The organism is Burkholderiaceae bacterium DAT-1, from assembly GCA_019084025.1.
Taxonomy (GTDB): Bacteria; Pseudomonadota; Gammaproteobacteria; order Burkholderiales; family Chitinimonadaceae; genus DAT-1.
Window position 1 is genome coordinate 330,820 of record JAHRBI010000002.1, and the last position, 15,570, is coordinate 346,389.

The following is a 15,570-nucleotide window of genomic DNA, read 5'->3' on the forward strand; positions in this document are numbered from 1 at the left end:
ATGGCCAAAAAAAATCGGCCGCCCTTGATGGGTACGGCCGATTGCGTTGCGATCAATCCTGATCAGGCATCCAGCGCCTTGAAGACTTCACTGCGGATGGCATCCATCTCGCCAACGCCAGCCACCTTCACATACTTCGGGGCAGTAGCATCGCCAGAGGCTGCTTGCTTGGAGTAGTAGCCCACCAGTACTTCGGTTTGTTCGTGATATACCTGCAGGCGCTTCTTCACGGTTTCTTCGCGGTCATCGTCGCGCTGAACCAGATCTTCGCCGGTCTGGTCATCCTTGCCCTCCACCTTCGGCGGATTGTACTTCACGTGGTAGCTGCGGCCAGATGCAATATGGAAGCGGCGACCGGCCATGCGTTCCAGAATGACTTCGTCCGGTACGTCAATTTCGACCACATAGTCGATGGTGACACCAGCTTCGCGCATGGCTTCAGCTTGCGGGATCGTGCGCGGGAAACCATCAAACAGGAAGCCGTTTTTGCAATCAGCTTCAGCGATGCGTTCCTTCACCAGTCCGATGATGATGTCGTCACGGACCAGACCGCCGGCATCCATGATGGCCTTGGCTTCGAGACCCAGCGGGGTGCCTGCCTTGACGGCTGCGCGCAGCATGTCGCCAGTGGAAATCTGCGGAATGCCGAACTTTTCTTTGATGAAGTTGGCCTGAGTGCCTTTGCCTGCGCCGGGAGCGCCCAGAAGAATCAATCGCATCGGGGATCTTTCACTTTAAGGTTGAGTGTTGTGTAGCCCTGCGGGAGACGTATGCCTCAACCGTACAGGGCTTGCCAGCGTGCGCGGGTGCGATCCAGATCGGCCGGGGTGTCCACGCCCGCTTCGGGAGCGTGTTCGACAACAGCCATGCCGATCTTGTAACCGTGCCAGAGCACGCGTAGTTGTTCCAGTGCTTCAAACTGCTCCATGGCGCAGGGGGACAGACGCTGGTATTGCCTGAGAAATCCGGCCCGGTAGCCATAAATACCAATATGGCGCATCACGGGGAGTGCTGCCGGTAATGCGCTTTGCGGCGGAGGACTGTCTTGTCCGGCAAACGCATCCCGCGCCCATGGAATGGGTGCACGACTAAAGTAGAGCGCGTTGGCGGCGTGGTCAAGCACAACCTTGACGACATTGGGATTAAACAGGTCATCCGTGGTAGAAATCGCATGGCAGGCACTGGCCATGACCAGATTTTCGTTGCACTGCAACATTTGTGCAACAGCATCGATCAGGGCAGGATCAATCAGCGGTTCATCTCCCTGAACATTCACGATCACGGCTTCATCCGGCAGACCCAGCAGATCGGCTGCTTCGGCCAGACGCTCGGTGCCGGATTGATGGTCGACGCGGGTCATCAGAACCTTGAATCCGTGCGCTTCTACCGGAGCAGCAATACGCGAATCATCGGCGGCCACGTAAACGGCACAGGCCTGACTGAGGCTGGCGCGTTCGGCCGTACGGACGATCAGAGGCTTGCCTGCAAGATCGGCCAGCATCTTTTCCGGAAAACGGCTGGAGGCCAGACGTGCCGGAATCAGGGCAATATAGGGCGCACTCACGCCGGAAACGCTTCTTCTGGGCCGAGTTCGCGGGCTTCGTTTTCCAGCATAACTGGAATACCATCACGAACCGGGAAGGCGACTCGGTCACCCTTGCAGATCAGTTCATTGCTGGCGCGATGATGATGGAGCGGGCCCTTGCAAATGGGGCAGACAAGAATTTCAAGCAGTTTGGCGTCCATGGACATCTCGTGACGTTGAGCAGAGGAATTACCTGAGCCGATGATCAATCAGATCGGCAAGTGCCGGATCGATGTGAGCATCCACCGGCACCACCCATATTCTAACACCTGCAGGCAGATTCAGTCCGGCTAGCTTGACGGCATCTTTCTCGGTCACTAATACCGGTGCATCCGTCAGTGCAGCAATATCCTGCGGCGTATAGGCGTGGTGGTCAGGGAAGGGGTGTTCGATGACGCTCAGGCCAGCGTGTACAAGTGTCGTAAAAAAGCGCGGCGGATGCCCGATGCCAGCAACGGCGTGTACCTGCTGCCCGGCAAATTCGCTCAACGGGCGGCTGTCATCAGGTTGACCCAAACGATAAACATGCTGCGGTGCAAGATGCATCGAATAGGTATATGGATGGGCAGGCAGGCCGGTTTGATCCGAACCATTTACAATCCATACATCGCAACGGGCGCCGCGTGAGACGGACTCTCTGAGCGGCCCTGCAGGCAATCGCCAGCCATTGCCAAACCCGCGCTGGCCATCAATGACCAGTACTTCAATGTCGCGGTCGAGTGCGTAATGCTGCAAGCCGTCGTCGCAGATCAATACATTTACATCAGGGTGTGCCGCCAGCAATGCATGGCCGGCGTCGGCACGCCTGCGTCCAATCCAGATCGGGCAAATGCTGCGCGCGGCAATCAGGCTCGGTTCATCCCCAAATCGTGCGGGATCTGCGTGTGTCGGGACGGCAATCGGACCTGCCTCACTGCCACCGTAGCCACGGCTAATGATGCCCGGACGGCATCCTCGCGCCTTGAGTATGGCGGCCAGCCAGAGGGTAGCAGGGGTCTTGCCTGCGCCACCTGCGGTAATGTTGCCGACAACGATGACTGGAACAGGGAGCCGGGTCGACTTGAGCCATCCGAGGCGAAATCCAAAACGGCGGACGCCCGAAAGCAACGCGAACAATGCTGAAAAAGGCAGCAGCGGCCACAGAGTGTGCCGCTGCCAGTGAGACTCAATGCGCATTATTGCGGGGTTTGCGTCGTAAAGGTGAGGCGGGCGTAACCTGCCAGTCGTGCCGCTTCCATGATGTTGACGACCGACTGGTGGCTGGACGAGCCATCGGCATTAATCACGATCAGCGGGTTATCGATTCCCTGAGCTGCAGTACGAAGCTCGTTTGCCAGCGCCTCAACGCCGCCAAAGCTGATGCGTTTGTTGTTGATGGCATACTGACCGGACGCGGTAACGGCAATATCGATCTGCTGCGTTTTTTGCTGTTTGTCTTTTTCAGCATTGGCAGTAGGCAGATTGATCTTGAGATCGGCAAACTTCGAGTAAGTGGTTGTTGCCATCAGAAAGATCAGAATCACCAGCATCACGTCAATCAACGGGATAAGGTTCATTTCCGGTTCTTCACGGTGGCGTCCGCGGCGAAAGTTCATGTGGTGCTCCTCAGGTACGATCGCCGTGAACCACTTCAACCAGCTTGATGGCCTGCTGCTCCATCTCCACTAGATAGCCGTCCACCAGGCCGCGGAAGTGACGGTAGAAAATGTGTGAAGGAATGGCCACGATAATGCCGAAGGCGGTGTTGTACAGCGCAACCGAAATACCATGTGCCAGTGCTGCGGGGTTAGAGCCTGTGGCCGATTGTGAACCGAAAATTTCGATCATCCCGATCACCGTACCTAAGAGACCCAGCAGCGGTGCAGAGGTGGCCAGCGTGCCCAGCGTAGTCATGAAACGCTCTAGATCATGCGCCACCTGACGACCCGATTCCTCGATCGACTCTTTCATGATTTCGCGGGAGCTCTTCACGTTTTTCAGGCCGGCAGCCAGAACACGGCCAAGCGGGGAGTTGGACTGCAGGCGGGACAGCATATCGGCAGTCACACCGCTTTGCTTGTATTCCTGAACCGCAACTGCGAGGAGCCCATCAGGCATGACTTGCGAGCGGCGAAGGCTGAAAATACGCTCGATGATGACGGCAACTGCAAGAATGGATGCGATGAGAATGGCATAAATTGGCCAGCCTGCGGCTTGGAGAATGGCGAGCATGGATAAGTGTTCCTGCTGAAAGGGTTCAAATTTCGCGTAACTTTAGCCCGTGCGAGACGGGACCTGCAAGCAGACAATTGACCTTTCATCAAAGTTCACTTGATTTACAAAATCCTTGCGCTACGAGGGTTTGTGGACTTGTTCACCGAAGTTGTGGATAACTTTGTGGGCAACGGTGTGTAAACACGCCAAACCCCCGATATGACTGGATTTCTGTTGAGTTGCTGTTTTTTTACGCATGCCAAAAAAGATGTTTAAAAACATATACATAAGCATTTTCTTGTGTGGCAGGCATGGTAGTTTGCGGCCGATTTGGATATATTCTTGCGGATGTGGATGAAATGCGGTCGGAGAGAATTGTTATGACTTTGTCAAGCCTTGACCGTGTGGTTTCGGTTTCCGAATTAAATCGACAAGCGAGGCTGTTGCTCGAATCTTCGCTGCCGCAAATGTGGATAGGCGGGGAAATTTCCAATCTAACCGTTGCAGCAAGTGGACACTTGTACTTCACGCTCAAGGATGCGCAGGCACAGGTGCGTTCAGTGATGTTTCGGACGCGAGCCGCACTGTTGCCATTTCGCCCCAAAGAGGGGTTGAAAGTAGAGGCGCGTGCGCAAATTAGTTTGTACGAAGCACGCGGTGATTATCAGCTGCTCATCGAAGCGATGCGTCCTGCCGGAGTGGGCGCATTGTTTGAAGCCTATGAAAAGCTGCGATTGGCGTTAGCGCAGGAAGGCTTGTTCGATGCTGCGCGCAAGCGGCCGCTGCCGGGAATGTCGCGGACCATTGGCATCGTGACCAGTCCACAGGCTGCGGCGCTGCAGGATGTGCTGAGTGTGCTGCGTGCGCGTGCGCCTTATGTTCGGGTGGTTCTGTATCCGGTGCCGGTACAGGGTGCTGGGGCGGCTGAGAAGATCGCAGCCATGATTGATTGCGCGGCTAGTCGGGCAGAAGTTGATGTGCTGTTAGTTGTGCGCGGTGGCGGCAGCATTGAGGATTTATGGTCGTTCAATGAGGAAATCGTGGCGCGTGCCATTGCTCGCTGTTCGATACCCGTCGTATCTGGTGTCGGGCACGAAACGGATACGACCATCACCGATTTCGTAGCGGATGTACGTGCGCCAACGCCAACCGCAGCCGCAACACTGGTGGCACCCGCTCAGCTGCAGCTGCAATCGCAACTGGATGCGCTCAAGCGACGCATGAGCATTGCCATGAGCCGTAGATTGGGCGAGCGCATGCAACGCGTGGATGGGCTGGCGCGCCGGCTGATTTCACCACGGCAGCGGCTGATGCTGCAGCGGGAGCGATTGAAGGGGGCGCAGGCGAGACTGGAGCGGCGCATGATGGTGACGCTGGAACAGCAGCGCTGGCGGTTTGCGTCGCTTAAATATCGGCATCAAGCGTGCAGGCCGCATCCGGCGGATAGCCTGCCCATGCTGACGCAAATGCAGCAGCGCCTGATACGGGCGCACGCGCACATGCTGGCACGCCTGAATACGCGGGTGACCCACGCCGAAAGCCGGCTGGCTGGATTGAATCCAGATGCTGTCCTGCAGCGCGGCTATGCCATTATCCACGATCGCAAGGGCAAGGTGATTCGGGGCGTGTCTGATCTGAAATCCGGTGATGCTATTTCGTTGCGCATGGCGGATGGTGACATCGCTGCGCGTATCGACAAGGCGGCCGAGCAGGGTGCGCTCGATTTCTGAGCTTAACTCCTGAGCAGCGCCTCACGACCTGCAAGCCAGCGATTCAGATGCTGGTCGGCGACGCCGGGGGCATTGCGGATCAGTTCTTCAGCCAGATCGCGTGCCGCATCCAGCAAATCCACGTCCTGCTCCAGATCGGCAAATCGCAGCATCGGGACGCCCGACTGCCGCGCGCCCAGAAACTCCCCCGGGCCACGGATACGCAAGTCTTCTCTCGCAATCACAAAGCCATCAGTGGATTCGTAGATCACCTTTAGCCGTGCCTTGGCTACCTCGCCCAGTGGCGTGGTGAACAGCAGGACACAATGCGATTCGCCACCACCGCGCCCCACGCGTCCGCGTAACTGATGCAATTGTGCCAGCCCCATGCGCTCGGCATGCTCGATCACCATCAGGGTCGCATTGGGGACATCCACACCGACTTCAATCACCGTGGTGGCCACTAGCACCGATAGTTCGCCCGATGCGAATGCGGCCATCACCGCGGCCTTCTCGGCAGGTTTCAGGCGTCCGTGCACCAGTCCCACCGGAATCGGCGCCAACATGCCCGAGAGCTGCTCCCATGTATCCACCGCCGTCTGAAGCTGAAGGGTTTCTGATTCCTCAATCAGCGGGCACACCCAGTAAGCCTGTCTGCCGCTCTCCACTACATGTTTAACGCGCGCCACCATCTCATCGCGACGTGCATCATTGATCAGATGCGTGCGGATGGGTGTACGGCCGGGTGGCAGTTCGTCAATCACGCTGACATCCAGATCAGCGTAATAGCTCATGGCGAGCGTGCGCGGGATCGGCGTGGCCGACATCATCAATAGATGCGGCGATGCGCCCTTGCTGCGTAGCGCCAGACGCTGGTGCACGCCAAAGCGGTGTTGCTCGTCCACGATAACCAGACCCAGGCGCTCGAACTGTACCGTTTCCTGGAACAAAGCATGCGTACCCACCGCAATGGCGGCATGGCCCCCGGCAACACGTTCGACGGCATGCGCCTTGTCCTTGGCTTTGAGCGAGCCGGCCAGCCAGACAATTTCCAGACCAAGGGGAGACAGCCATTCGCTGAACTTTTTCCAGTGCTGTTCCGCCAGAATTTCAGTCGGCGCCATCAAGGCAACCTGATAGCCGGCCTCGATTGCATCGAGTGCGGCGAGCGCCGACACAATGGTCTTGCCACTACCCACGTCACCCTGCAGAAGACGCTGCATGGGATGACTGGAGGCCAGATCGCTGCGTATCTGCTTGAGTACCTTGCTCTGAGCGCCTGTCAGCTTGAAGGGCAGGCGTGCCAGCAAGGGTTCGGCCAGCTTGCCGGTGGCCTGAATCACGGGCGCCTGGTGCTCTCGACGACGCTGGTAGGCCAGACGCATGGAGAGCTGCTGTGCCAATAGCTCATCAAATTTCATGCGTTCCCATGCAGGATGGGTTCGGTCGGATAAGGCGGATAAGCGCACATCCGGCGGTGGCGCATGAAGACATTTCACCGCATCGGCAAAGCCCATCAGATTGTGATGGTCAAGGATGCCCTGCGGCAGGGTATCGGTGAGCGGACATTGTTCCAGCGCATTCATGACCAGACGGCGAATAGTGGCCTGATTGAGCCCATTCACCACGCCATATACGGGTGTTAGGGTTTCCGACAGCGAACTGGTATCGGTGACGACCCGGATCTTGGGGTGCACCATCTCATCGCCAAGAAAACCCCGTCTGATTTCACCCAGCAGGCGCACGCGCTTGCCCGTTGCCAGCTGCTGTTGCTGGCTGGGATAGAAATTCAGCAGGCGGACAATTAACTCGTCATTGGCTTCCTGAATGCGCGCCACCAGCTGCTTGCGCGGGCGGAACGTCACCTCCGAGCTGGTGACTGTGCCTTCCACCTGCACCGGTATGCCCATTGGCGCCTCTGCAATGGGGTAGAGCCGTGTTTCGTCCTCGTAACGCAGGGGAAGATGAAGCACCAGATCGAAACCACTGTGAATGTGCAGCTTGGCGAGTTGATCGCGGCGGGATTTTGGGATGCGCTCGAAGTTCATGCCGGGCTCACCTCGGTGACAAGCGCTATCCCATCCCGGCATTGCCAGCGGATATTCAGCTGATAGAGCACCATGCCATAGAGCCGATCAGTATCGTCGGCGTAGCCGGGGCGAGGATCTTGCGCCAGCACTTCGATGATCAGCTGGCGTAGCTTCGGATACTTGCGGGCATGCGTGGCAAGGGCAGATTCGGCATCGGGCGCAAATTCGACTGCCATGGGCGTCTCGCCGCGATCCGCATAACCATCGCGTGCGTCGGCAATTGCATCGGCATAGCCTAGATACGGTTTGATATCGAGAATGGGCGTGCCATCCAGCAAATCGCCGCCTTCGATATGGATAGCCACACCATTGCGGGTGTCCACTTTCACCAGTTTGACCACCGACATGCCCATCGGATTGGGGCGATGTGTGGCGCGGGTGGCAAACACGCCCACGCGCGTATTGCCGCCCAGCTTGGGTGGCCGCACGGTTGGCCGCCAGCCGGCATCCGCCGTGGCATGAAATGCAAACATCACCCACAAATGACTGAATTGCTCCAGACCACGCACGGCATCGGGCGTATCAAACGGCGCTTTCAGCCGTAGCACTGCGGTTGCCGAGGGCGTGAGTCCGGGCTGGCGCGGAATCGCGAACTTCTCCTTGAAGCAGCTTTCCACATAGCCGAGCGTATGCATGCCCCACTCCGGCGGAGCAAGGGTCTGACGGATGCTGTCGAGTGCGGTTGCCGGCGCACCTGAGAGCGTTGTGCCTATCATCCCAAGGGCTGCATACACCCGTCCGGCATCAGGTGATTGATGGACAATGGCGCGATACTGACGCTGCACCAGTGCCGCATCACCGCGCGCAATCGGGCCGGTAAGCGCGGGGGCGAGCGTGGATTGAACCGGCGCATGGCGGTCAATATTGTCGAGCGTGGCCTGAATGAGCGGTCGCAGAGCCGGCCATGCCTGATCGCGTGGCACGCCAGCCGCAGACATCGTTTGCAGGGCGGTTTCCATCAACGACACGAGATGATTGCATGCCAGAACAGCTGCGCCGTGATAAAGCAGCTTGTCCTCGCTGCGTATGCGGAAGCAGTGTGCGCCGAGCGCAGTCAGGAGCGGTTCAAGTACGGATAATGCGGCTTCATCGCCCTCAAGTGCGCAATAGCAGCCCGAAAACTGCTGAATGGCCACTTCCGGCGTAGTAAAGCTCATGAGCGGATGTGCGCTTGCAATAAGTGCGCCTTTAGCGCGTAGTGGCGCGAGCAGATCGGAGGATGCAGATCCGCTGGCGTGAAAGACAACCGTGCCGGGCTGAATGGCTGCACTGCAGGCCAGCGCGGTGCATGCATCCACCAGTTTGTCATCCTGAGTGGCCAGTAATACGAGATTGGCAGGCGGGAGCGCAGAGATTGTGGCTGCGTGTCCGGCACCAATCCAATGTATGGCTGTCTCCGCAGCCGTAGGTGTGCGGCCGGCAATGCCGTATATCTCAACCAGTCCGCGTGCATGTAGCAGTCGGGTGAGCGTTTGTCCGAGTCGGCCCGGACCAATGAGGTGAAAGCGCGGTAGTGACATGGCGCACATTATCGCATGGCGCGCGGATTGCGCGTGTTTGCTTGTTGATCAGCTAAAAAACGTATAATGGACAAACCCGCCTGCGTGCGATTAAATGACATCGGAATATTTTGGAGCCAGCTTAATGCGCCACATCGCATTGTTACTGCTTGTAATGCCAGCCCTTGCTGGGGAGATTTACCAATACACCGATGCCAATGGCAGTAAGGTATATACCGATCGACCACCGCCTGGCGCAGCCAAGCGTACCGATATCAAACAGAATGTGATCGACACCAGTGGCGGTAATTTTCTGGTTCGAGAGGCAATGCGTAAACATCCGGTAGTTATGTGGGCTACGCCGGATTGCGGGCCGTTGTGTGAGAGCGGTAAAGCGTTCCTGCTGAAGAATGGCATTCAGTACGCTTTCCGCAATCCGCAGGCTAGCCAGGCTGATCAGACTGCGTTTGCACAGGTAGTGCCGGATCGCGTTGTGCCGGTGCTGCAGGTTGGCAGTACTGTTTTGCGCGGATTCGATCCTGATCAGTGGCGAGCAACGCTTGATCAAGCAGGCTATCCGCACACGGTTGACCCAACCATCAAGGCAGGGCCAGCAGCTGTTGCGCCTGCATCCGGACAAGCCAAAAAAGGTCAGGGGCAATAGCCCGCACTTAATCGCTCAAGCGTATAAGCTCACCCTCATAGGTAATTGTGAATGCAAATTGCAACATGGAACGTCAACTCGCTCAAGGTACGCCTTCCACAGGTATTGGAATGGCTGGACTCCCGTCCCGAGTTGACAGTACTGGCCATTCAGGAAACTAAAATGGAAGACCATGTCTTCCCCAAGGCTGATATTGAAGCGGCAGGATTCCATGTGGCATTCACCGGACAGAAAACTTACAACGGCGTAGCCATGGTGTCGCGTGCGCCCATTTCCGATGTGGTATTCAATATTCCGGGCTTCGAAGACCCGCAGCGCCGTGTGATTACCGCGACGGTGGATGGCGTCCGCGTGATCGGTGCCTATGTGGTAAACGGTGAAGCGCTCGACTCGGAAAAATACCCCTATAAGCTGGCCTGGCTGGATGCCCTGATTGCCTTTGTGCGCGACGAGCTGACGCGACACCCCAAACTGGCACTGGTTGGCGACTTCAATATCGCCCCAGATGATCGCGACGTGCACGACCCGGTAAAATGGCAGGATACAGTACTGGTCAGCGGCCCCGAGCGCGCACGCTTCCAGCAGTTGCTTGATCTGGGTCTGACAGACAGCTTTCGCCTGTTCGAGCAGGAAGCTGCTGCATTCAGCTGGTGGGATTATCGTGCGGCAGGCTTCCGGCGCAATGCGGGATTACGTATCGATCATGTGCTCTTGAGCAAGCCGCTTGCAGATACGTGCTCTGCCTGTGAAATTGATAAAGGCCCGCGCAAGAACGAGCGACCGAGCGATCACGCCCCTGTGATTGCGACGGTTGCTTAATGCGAGGAGCAACAAAAAACGCCAGCGCTTGAATGCTGGCGTTTTTTTCTTGTGTAGGGGTCATCCCTGACGCTTGATTGCCAGCGGCCCCGGCGCCTGACAGGTCGGCATCAGTTCGATGGTGTTGATATTCACATGAGCAGGGCGACTGATCAGCCAGGCTACCGTGTCGGCAATGTCTTCCGGCATCAGTGGCTCGGTACCGGTGTAGACCGATGCTGCCTTGGCGTCATCACCCTTGAAGCGCACATTGGAGAATTCGCTGCCGCCGCACAGGCCCGGTTCGATATTACTCACCCGCACGGCAGTGCCCAGCAAATCAGCTTTCAGATTCAGCGTAAATTGCTGCACAAAGGCCTTGGTGGCGCCGTACACATTGCCGCCCGGATAGGGATAGCTACCCGCAATCGAGCCGATATTGATCACATGCCCGCGATTGCGATCAACCATGCCCGGCAATACCGCACGGGTCATGGACACAAGGCCGGTGCAGTTGGTCTCGATCATCTGATCCCAGTCAGCCAGATGCGCAGCATGTGCAGGCTCCAGACCCAGAGCCAGACCGGCATTGTTTACCAGCACATCAATGTCTGACCAGCCTTCAGGCAAGTCTGCGAGCAATGCATTGATCGAGACGCGATCGCGTACATCGAGCTCGCGCGACAGAATCTGGCCGGGGAATTCAGCTGCAAGCGTCTCTAGTCGATCTAGACGACGTGCCGCTGCGATGACGCGGTGGCCATCCTGTGCGCTACGTCTGGCAATCGCCAGACCAAATCCGGAGCTGGCTCCGGTGACCAGAATGATGCGTGACATAGTTATTTCCTGTGTAAATCCGGATCAGCGTGTGGCTGCCTGCTGCAAGGCGGGAAGATGCTGGGCGTAGTGTTCCGGCTTGAAGCCAATCAGCAGCAATTCACCAGCCGACAGCACGGGACGCTTAATCAGCGAAGGCAACTCGGTGATCAAGGCCAGCGCGGCCTCATCCGAGGTGATCGCAGCCTGTTGCTCCGCAGTCAGCTTGCGCCACGTCGTACCCTGACGATTGATGACCACATCACGTCCCAGCGTGTCTAGCCAGAGTCGAGCAGCGTCTTGCGGCAGTCCCTGCTTCTTGAAATCGTGAAAGACAAAGTCAATTTGCTGTTCGCTGAGCCAGGTGCGGGCTTTTTTGACGGTGTCACAGTTGGGTATGCCGTACAGCGTAATCATGTGTTGCTCGTTATTCCACGTCGAGTATGAAGTTAAATACGGTGTCAGGGCCATTTACTGAAGGAGCGGGGGATGCTACCTGCTGGCGCTGTGCCAGCTTGGCCGCTTCCTGTTCTTCCAGTGTTTGCGCATTGTTCACCAGCCACGCAAAGTTGGAGGATGAATCCGCGTTTGCTAGGGCTTCCTCGTAGGTAATTTCACCAGCGCGATAGAGGCGGTACAGCGATTGTTCGAAGGTTTGCGAGCCTGTGCTCAGACTTTGCTCCATGGCCTCACGGATATCTTCGATCTTGCCGGAGCGAATGAGTTCGGCAATCCGCGTTGAATTCACCAGCACCTCAACTGCGGGCACTAGATTGCCCTGGCTGTTACGTACCAGTCGCTGCGAAATGACGGCTTTCAGCGCAGCAGCCAAGTCAGCCAGCAGGCTTTCGCGCGCTTCATGCGGGAAGAAATTAATGATGCGATTCAGCATGTGATAGCTGTTGTTCGCATGGAGTGTCGAAATGCACAGGTGACCAGCCTGCGCATAGGTCAGCGCATGCTGCATGGTCATCTTGTCGCGGATTTCGCCAATCATCAGCACATCGGGTGCTTCACGCATGGCGTTCTTTAGGGCATCGGAAAAGCTGTGCGTATCAATGCCGACTTCACGCTGACTGACAATGCACTTGCGATGCGGAAAGACGTATTCAACCGGATCTTCGATGGTCAGAATATGGCCGGAAGCCGTGCTATTTCGATGCTCCAGCATGGCCGTCATGGTGGATGACTTGCCAGAACCCGTTGCGCCGACAATAAAAATCAGGCCGCGCTTTTCCATGATCAGCTGGCTCAGTGCCGGTGGCAGGCGTAACGCCTCGATACCCGGAGAAACCGAACGGATATAGCGCACGACCATGGCGGTCTGACCGCGTTGCCTGAAGATATTGACCCGGAAATTACCCACATCGGCAATCGGAATCCCGAAGTTCATCTCCCATTCGCTCTGGAAGGTGCGCTTCTGTTCGGGTGACATCAGCTCATCTGCCAGTTTGTCGACATGCTCCGGGGTCAGTACCTGGCGATTGATGGGATGTAGCACCCCTTCGATCTTGATCTGAATAGGGGCGCCGGCGGTGATAAACAGATCACTGGCGCGACGCTCGGCCATCAGTTTGAAAAAAGGCAGAAGAAACATGGTCGTCAGATGCTGCAAATGAGAGTGCGCCAAGTCTAACATGCTGGCGTAATAAAAAACCCGCCCAGTGGGCGGGTCATCGGGTTTGGATCGATCAGGCGGGCTGCTTGCTGACCGTCTCGTCACGCAGGGCACGGCGCAGGATCTTGCCTACATTGGTCTTCGGCAGTTCGGTGCGGAATTCGACGTGGCGCGGCACCTTGTACGCGGTCAGATTCTTGCGGCAGTGCTCCAGCAGTTCATCCTTGCTGATTTCCTTGCCGGGCTTGGCGACCACAAAAATCTTCACAGCTTCACCGGACTTGTCATCCGGTACGCCGATACATGCCACTTCCAGGACGGAGGCATGCATTGCGACCACATCTTCCACTTCGTTCGGGTACACATTGAAGCCCGATACCAGCACCATGTCCTTTTTGCGGTCCACCAGCTTCACATAGCCATCGGGATGGATGATGGCCATGTCGCCCGTGGCCAGCCATCCATCCTTGTCGATGACCTTGGCGGTTTCTTCTGGGCGCTGCCAGTAGCCAGCCATGACCTGCGGGCCTTTCACCCACAATTCACCCGGTTGATCGATGCCGACTTCATTACCTTCGCTATCGCGAATCTGAATGTCTGTCGAGGGGATGGGGAGACCAATGGCGCCATTATATTCGGTCAGCGACATCGGATTGATACAGACGGCCGGAGAGGTTTCAGTGAGGCCGTATGCTTCGATCAGTGGCGCTCTGGTGATGTCTTTCCACTTGTCGGCCACGGCCTTCTGCACGGCCATGCCACCGCCCAGTGCCAGCTTCCAGGTGCTGAAATCCAGCTTGGCGAAGTCGGCATTGTTATTCAGGGCATTGAACAACGTGTTAACGCCGGTCATACAGGTAATGCGGTGCTGAGACAGTTCCTTCACAAACCCCGGAATGTCGCGCGGATTGGTTATGAGCACGTTCAGGCCGCCAATCTTGCTGAAGACCATGCAGTTCGCGGTCAGGCAGAAGATGTGATACAGCGGCAGGGCGGTGACGATGATTTCTTCGCCTTCGCGTACCAGCGGCTTCAGCCAGGCATGTGCCTGCTGCATGTTGGCAATAATGTTGCGATGGGTCAGCATTGCACCTTTGGAGACGCCTGTAGTGCCGCCGGTATATTGCAGGAAAGCAATATCGTCGTGACCCAGTGTGACAGGCGTGACCTTCTTGCTTGTGCCACGTGATAACGCATCGTTAAAGCTGATTGCGCCGGGCAGCGAATACGCGGGCACCATCTTCTTCACGTATTTCACAACCGAATTGACGATCAGGCGCTTGGGGAAACCGAGCAGATCGCCAATCTCGGTGGTAATCACGTGCTTGACCGGCGTCTTGCCGATCACTTCCTGCAGGACATGGGCAAAATTGGCCAGAATCAGGATGGCCGATGCGCCGGAATCCTTCAGTTGGTGTTCAAGTTCGCGCGGGGTGTAAAGTGGATTGGTATTCACGACCACCAGTCCTGCGCGCAAAATCCCGAAGATCGCAATGGGATATTGCAGCAGATTAGGCATCATCACCGCGACACGATCACCCTTTTTCAATCCCAGATCGTGTTGCAGAAACGCAGCAAACTGGATGGAAAGACGATCGACTTCAGCATAGCTCAGCACCTTCCCCATATTGGTAAAGGCCGGACGTGATGCAAATTTTGCTGCCGCCTGAATGAAAACATCGGCGACGGATTGATACTCATTGAGGTCGACATCATGTGGGACGCCTTCCTGATACTGCTTCAGCCAGATTCTTTCCATCTCGTGTCTCCAAGGGGTCGGGGTGCCCCGCCTTACGTCAGGGGACTTCGCGCATCAGGGGAGTGCGGAGCCCGCATTCATAGCTGCAATGTATGCAGATATTGCTTTGTTTAGGGGGTGTGATGCAAACCGCTCGTCGCCCCGGTCGGGGTAAAACGGACATATTTGCATGGTTCAAACTTCAACTGTACTCGAAGCATATGGTCATCGCCAAGCCGGTCAAGCGCATGCTTGGTTAAATAGTGGCGAAATCGCAAATGCGATAACCATTCCGTTTCTGCTCATAAGTTGCTAAAATCAATGTGATTTCAAATTCTAGATTCTAGGATGGGCTTCATAGCCCATTTTTTATTTCTGCGACGAGGTGATGGATTTGCAGCGACTGATAGAAAGCACCCTGCCCGGATTAGGGTATGAGCTAGTCGATCTCGAGTTTGGCCGGGGCGGCTTGGTGCGTCTGTTCATCGACAAGCCGGGCGGCATTACGGTGGAGGACTGCGTGTCGGTCAGTAATCACCTGACTCGCCTGTTCATGGTCGAAAACATCGATTACGACCGCCTGGAGGTATCGTCTCCGGGACTGGATCGTCCGCTCAGGAAAGAGTCGGACTTCGTCCGCTTTGCCGGCAAGCAGATCAAGATCAAATTGCGCTTGCCGCTCGATGGTCGCAAAACAATTGTCGGCGAGTTGAAGGGTTTGAGTGAGGGCAATGTGCTGGTGGCAGAGAATGCCGACACCACGTTGTCGGTGCCACTGTCGCAGATCGACAAGGTGCGCCTCGTTCCGGTTTTTTGATACCGGGGCGGTTGTAAAGGGATAGATTGGCCTTGAGGCCCAT

16 protein-coding genes are annotated in these 15,570 nt (G+C 56.8%); 4 read left to right on the forward strand and 12 right to left on the reverse strand.

Annotated elements, in window-relative coordinates; genetic code table 11:
- Nucleotides 1–62 precede the first annotated feature (62 nt).
- Genes adk through KSF73_04745 form a run of 6 tightly spaced genes read right to left on the reverse strand, consistent with a single transcriptional unit; the run spans nt 63 to nt 3,796 of the window.
- Complete coding sequence (adk, locus tag KSF73_04720; protein ID MBV1775013.1) at nt 63–719, reverse strand: adenylate kinase; 657 nt, start codon at nt 717–719, stop codon at nt 63–65.
- Between the two features lie 56 nt (nt 720–775).
- Nucleotides 776–1,564: a 3-deoxy-manno-octulosonate cytidylyltransferase gene (kdsB, locus tag KSF73_04725; protein ID MBV1775014.1), complete on the reverse strand. Its 789-nt coding sequence runs from the start codon at nt 1,562–1,564 to the stop codon at nt 776–778.
- Complete coding sequence (locus tag KSF73_04730; protein MBV1775015.1) at nt 1,561–1,746, reverse strand: Trm112 family protein; 186 nt, start codon at nt 1,744–1,746, stop codon at nt 1,561–1,563. Before KSF73_04730 ends, kdsB begins: the two co-directional genes overlap by 4 nt.
- A gap of 28 nt (nt 1,747–1,774) precedes the next feature.
- Complete coding sequence (lpxK, locus tag KSF73_04735; GenBank protein ID MBV1775016.1) at nt 1,775–2,761, reverse strand: tetraacyldisaccharide 4'-kinase; 987 nt, start codon at nt 2,759–2,761, stop codon at nt 1,775–1,777.
- Nucleotides 2,761–3,180, reverse strand: a complete 420-nt coding sequence (locus KSF73_04740; GenBank protein MBV1775017.1) for a biopolymer transporter ExbD — start codon at nt 3,178–3,180, stop codon at nt 2,761–2,763. The genes lpxK and KSF73_04740 overlap by 1 nt, the downstream gene beginning before the upstream one ends.
- A 10-nt stretch (nt 3,181–3,190) precedes the next feature.
- Entirely contained in the window at nt 3,191–3,796 is a 606-nt protein-coding gene (locus KSF73_04745; GenBank protein MBV1775018.1) for a MotA/TolQ/ExbB proton channel family protein, read from the reverse strand.
- A 341-nt stretch (nt 3,797–4,137) separates the two neighbouring features.
- On the opposite strand from KSF73_04745, the gene xseA reads away from it, so the two are divergent.
- Complete coding sequence (xseA, locus tag KSF73_04750) at nt 4,138–5,508, forward strand: exodeoxyribonuclease VII large subunit (protein MBV1775019.1); 1,371 nt, start codon at nt 4,138–4,140, stop codon at nt 5,506–5,508.
- Nucleotides 5,509–5,510: 2 nt separating this feature from the next.
- Here xseA and recG read toward each other — a convergent pair whose 3' ends face one another.
- On the reverse strand, nt 5,511–7,577 hold the full coding sequence (gene recG, locus KSF73_04755) for an ATP-dependent DNA helicase RecG (protein MBV1775020.1): 2,067 nt from the start codon (nt 7,575–7,577) through the stop codon (nt 5,511–5,513).
- Nucleotides 7,532–9,097: a tRNA (N6-threonylcarbamoyladenosine(37)-N6)-methyltransferase TrmO gene (tsaA, locus tag KSF73_04760; GenBank protein ID MBV1775021.1), complete on the reverse strand. Its 1,566-nt coding sequence runs from the start codon at nt 9,095–9,097 to the stop codon at nt 7,532–7,534. The genes recG and tsaA overlap by 46 nt, the downstream gene beginning before the upstream one ends.
- A 124-nt stretch (nt 9,098–9,221) precedes the next feature.
- Between tsaA and KSF73_04765 the strand changes: the two genes are divergently transcribed.
- Nucleotides 9,222–9,740: a glutaredoxin family protein gene (locus KSF73_04765; protein MBV1775022.1), complete on the forward strand. Its 519-nt coding sequence runs from the start codon at nt 9,222–9,224 to the stop codon at nt 9,738–9,740.
- A gap of 51 nt (nt 9,741–9,791) precedes the next feature.
- Nucleotides 9,792–10,559 (forward strand): exodeoxyribonuclease III, encoded by a 768-nt coding sequence (xth, locus tag KSF73_04770; protein MBV1775023.1) that lies wholly within the window; start codon nt 9,792–9,794, stop codon nt 10,557–10,559.
- Between the two features lie 60 nt (nt 10,560–10,619).
- Here xth and KSF73_04775 read toward each other — a convergent pair whose 3' ends face one another.
- From KSF73_04775 to fadD, 4 genes are all read right to left on the reverse strand, one after another.
- On the reverse strand, nt 10,620–11,375 hold the full coding sequence (locus KSF73_04775) for an SDR family oxidoreductase (GenBank protein MBV1775024.1): 756 nt from the start codon (nt 11,373–11,375) through the stop codon (nt 10,620–10,622).
- A gap of 24 nt (nt 11,376–11,399) precedes the next feature.
- Nucleotides 11,400–11,771 (reverse strand): ArsC family reductase, encoded by a 372-nt coding sequence (locus KSF73_04780; protein ID MBV1775025.1) that lies wholly within the window; start codon nt 11,769–11,771, stop codon nt 11,400–11,402.
- A gap of 10 nt (nt 11,772–11,781) precedes the next feature.
- On the reverse strand, nt 11,782–12,951 hold the full coding sequence (locus KSF73_04785; protein ID MBV1775026.1) for a PilT/PilU family type 4a pilus ATPase: 1,170 nt from the start codon (nt 12,949–12,951) through the stop codon (nt 11,782–11,784).
- Between the two features lie 94 nt (nt 12,952–13,045).
- A complete protein-coding gene (fadD, locus tag KSF73_04790) occupies nt 13,046–14,731 on the reverse strand; it encodes a long-chain-fatty-acid--CoA ligase FadD (protein MBV1775027.1) in 1,686 nt (561 codons plus the stop codon).
- 367 nt (nt 14,732–15,098) lie between these two features.
- Between fadD and rimP the strand changes: the two genes are divergently transcribed.
- Nucleotides 15,099–15,527 (forward strand): ribosome maturation factor RimP, encoded by a 429-nt coding sequence (gene rimP / locus KSF73_04795; protein ID MBV1775028.1) that lies wholly within the window; start codon nt 15,099–15,101, stop codon nt 15,525–15,527.
- Nucleotides 15,528–15,570: the final 43 nt, after the last annotated feature.

Bases quoted from the DNA above. Each gene is read 5' to 3' on its own strand.
- adk (MBV1775013.1), bottom strand. From the start codon at position 719: ATGCGATTGATTCTTCTGGGCGCTCCCGGCGCAGGCAAAGGCACTCAG.
- KSF73_04730 (MBV1775015.1), bottom strand. From the start codon at position 1,746: ATGGACGCCAAACTGCTTGAAATTCTTGTCTGCCCCATTTGCAAGGGC.
- lpxK (MBV1775016.1), bottom strand. From the start codon at position 2,761: ATGCGCATTGAGTCTCACTGGCAGCGGCACACTCTGTGGCCGCTGCTG.
- KSF73_04740 (MBV1775017.1), bottom strand. From the start codon at position 3,180: ATGAACTTTCGCCGCGGACGCCACCGTGAAGAACCGGAAATGAACCTT.
- KSF73_04745 (MBV1775018.1), bottom strand. From the start codon at position 3,796: ATGCTCGCCATTCTCCAAGCCGCAGGCTGGCCAATTTATGCCATTCTC.
- xseA (MBV1775019.1), top strand. From the start codon at position 4,138: ATGCGGTCGGAGAGAATTGTTATGACTTTGTCAAGCCTTGACCGTGTG.
- recG (MBV1775020.1), bottom strand. From the start codon at position 7,577: ATGCCGGGATGGGATAGCGCTTGTCACCGAGGTGAGCCCGGCATGAAC.
- tsaA (MBV1775021.1), bottom strand. From the start codon at position 9,097: ATGTCACTACCGCGCTTTCACCTCATTGGTCCGGGCCGACTCGGACAA.
- KSF73_04765 (MBV1775022.1), top strand. From the start codon at position 9,222: ATGCGCCACATCGCATTGTTACTGCTTGTAATGCCAGCCCTTGCTGGG.
- xth (MBV1775023.1), top strand. From the start codon at position 9,792: ATGCAAATTGCAACATGGAACGTCAACTCGCTCAAGGTACGCCTTCCA.
- KSF73_04775 (MBV1775024.1), bottom strand. From the start codon at position 11,375: ATGTCACGCATCATTCTGGTCACCGGAGCCAGCTCCGGATTTGGTCTG.
- KSF73_04780 (MBV1775025.1), bottom strand. From the start codon at position 11,771: ATGATTACGCTGTACGGCATACCCAACTGTGACACCGTCAAAAAAGCC.
- KSF73_04785 (MBV1775026.1), bottom strand. From the start codon at position 12,951: ATGTTTCTTCTGCCTTTTTTCAAACTGATGGCCGAGCGTCGCGCCAGT.
- fadD (MBV1775027.1), bottom strand. From the start codon at position 14,731: ATGGAAAGAATCTGGCTGAAGCAGTATCAGGAAGGCGTCCCACATGAT.
- rimP (MBV1775028.1), top strand. From the start codon at position 15,099: ATGGATTTGCAGCGACTGATAGAAAGCACCCTGCCCGGATTAGGGTAT.